This is a genomic window from Dietzia sp. HMSC21D01 (assembly GCF_001815995.1).
Classification (GTDB): domain Bacteria; phylum Actinomycetota; class Actinomycetes; order Mycobacteriales; family Mycobacteriaceae; genus Dietzia; species Dietzia cinnamea.
Genome location: NZ_KV823795.1, coordinates 1 through 1,976, shown reverse-complemented (window position 1 = coordinate 1,976; position 1,976 = coordinate 1). Strand labels below are relative to the sequence as shown.

Here is a 1,976-nt window from a genome sequence, read left to right as displayed (position 1 = left end):
TCGAAGCGGTCGACAGCCTCCCCGCCCTCGAACCCGGCGGCGATGACCGTCACGCGGACCTCGTCGCCGAGGGAGTCGTCGACGACCGTGCCGAAGATGATGTTGGCGTCGGGGTGCGCCTCCTCCTGCACGAGGGAGGCGGCCTCGTTGATCTCGAACAGGCCCAGGTCGCTGCCACCGGCGATGGACATGAGCACGCCCTTGGCGCCCTCCATCGTGGTCTCGAGCAGCGGCGAGTTGATGGCGGCCTCGGCAGCCTTGAACGCGCGCCCCTCTCCCCGGGAGGAGCCGATGCCCATGAGCGCGCTGCCGGCGCCGGACATGACGCCCTTGACGTCGGCGAAGTCGACGTTGATGACGCCGGGCGTGGTGATGAGGTCGGTGATGCCCTGGACACCGTTGAGCAGCACCTCGTCGGCGGTCTTGAACGCCTCCATCATCGACACCCCCGCGTCGCCCAGCTGCAGGAGGCGGTCGTTGGGGATCACGATGAGCGTGTCGCAGGCCTCGCGCAGGGCGTCGATGCCGGCGTCGGCCTGGCCGCCGCGGCGCTTGCCCTCGAACGAGAACGGGCGCGTGACCACGCCCACGGTGAGGGCGCCGAGCTTGCGGGCGATGGCCGCCACGACGGGCGCGCCGCCGGTGCCGGTGCCGCCGCCCTCGCCGGCGGTGACGAAGACCATGTCGGCGCCCTTGAGCACCTCCTCGATCTCGTCCTTGTGGTCCTCGGCGGCCTTACGGCCCACCTCGGGGTCGGCGCCCGCGCCGAGTCCTCGGGTGAGCTCGCGGCCCACGTCGAGCTTGACGTCGGCGTCCGACATGAGGAGGGCCTGCGCGTCGGTGTTCACGGCGATGAACTCGACGCCCTTGAGCCCCTCGTCGATCATCCGGTTGACCGCGTTCACGCCGCCGCCGCCGATGCCGACGACCTTGATGACTGCGAGGTAGTTGTGGGGTGAGCTCATCGAGGCCCGGCCTTCCTATGGGGGTGTCGTGCTCGGTTGCGTGCTGTCTCGACGAAACGTTCCGTGGACCCTGAAGTCTCACCCTCTAGTTGAGGGTTAAACTTGCTGGTCAGAGGCGGTTTCGGCCGTCGGAACACCACGGTAGGGCTAGCGGCCCCGCGCGTCCACGAGGCTCGCGGGCGTGTCGTGTGTACCGGGCCGTCGACGGTGCTCCGCCGGGGTGCGGACGTGGCGCCGGCGGGGCCCTAGCGGGACGTCGGCAGGGCCGGGTTGGACACGTTCCAGATCTGTCCCGGCTGCTCGAGAACCATCTGCAAAGCCACGGCCTTCTCCCGGTCGCGGCCGGCCGCTCCCCACTCGACGATCCGCCCGTCGGCGAGGGTGAGCACGATCGACGCGCGGGTGTCGACCTCCACGGCGGTGATCTCCTGACCGGCCGTGCCCCGCACCTCGGCGAAGACCGTCGCCAGGTCGCGGACGACCGCCGGCAGCTCGCCGCGGGCGTTTTCTCCCACCGTGAGCACAGGAGTCCCGGGCGGCACCTCGCCCGGGCCGAAGTCGATGCCCTGGGCGTCCACGAGATGCTGCTCGCCGTCGACCTCCACCACCACCAGCGCGGTGCGCTCGACGAGCTCGATCCGCAGTCCCGACGGGTAGTCCCGCTTGACCGTCACCTGATCCACGCGCGGGATGCCCGCCACGCGCCGGGCGACCGCGTGGGTGTCGACCTGGAGCAGCGGCGTGCCCGGTGCGACCGCCGCGCGCTCGGTGACGACCTCCGCGGGGATCGTCCGTGTGCCCTCGACGCTCACCTCACGGACGGCGAACACCGGCAGGAAGTACAGCGCGATGTAGCCGAGCAGCACCACGACCAATGCGATGCCCAGCCCGGCGTAGATCCGGTTGGTCCGCCGGCGGCGGCGCCGCAGGCGTGCGCGCACCGCCGGGTCGGAATGACGGACCCGCTCGTCGGAGCGGCGCAGGTCGGCCGCGGCGCTCCGGCGATCGGGG

2 protein-coding genes are annotated in these 1,976 nt (G+C 71.4%); both read right to left on the bottom strand.

Features of this window, described 5'->3' with window-relative positions:
- Positions 1 to 965: cell division protein FtsZ (ftsZ, locus tag HMPREF3086_RS04160; RefSeq protein ID WP_070720291.1), on the bottom strand; the 965-nt coding region annotated here is incomplete at its 3' end.
- A 245-nt stretch (positions 966 to 1,210) separates the two neighbouring features.
- A partial coding sequence (locus tag HMPREF3086_RS04155; RefSeq protein ID WP_070720289.1) for a cell division protein FtsQ/DivIB occupies positions 1,211 to 1,976 on the bottom strand: 766 nt, incomplete at its 5' end.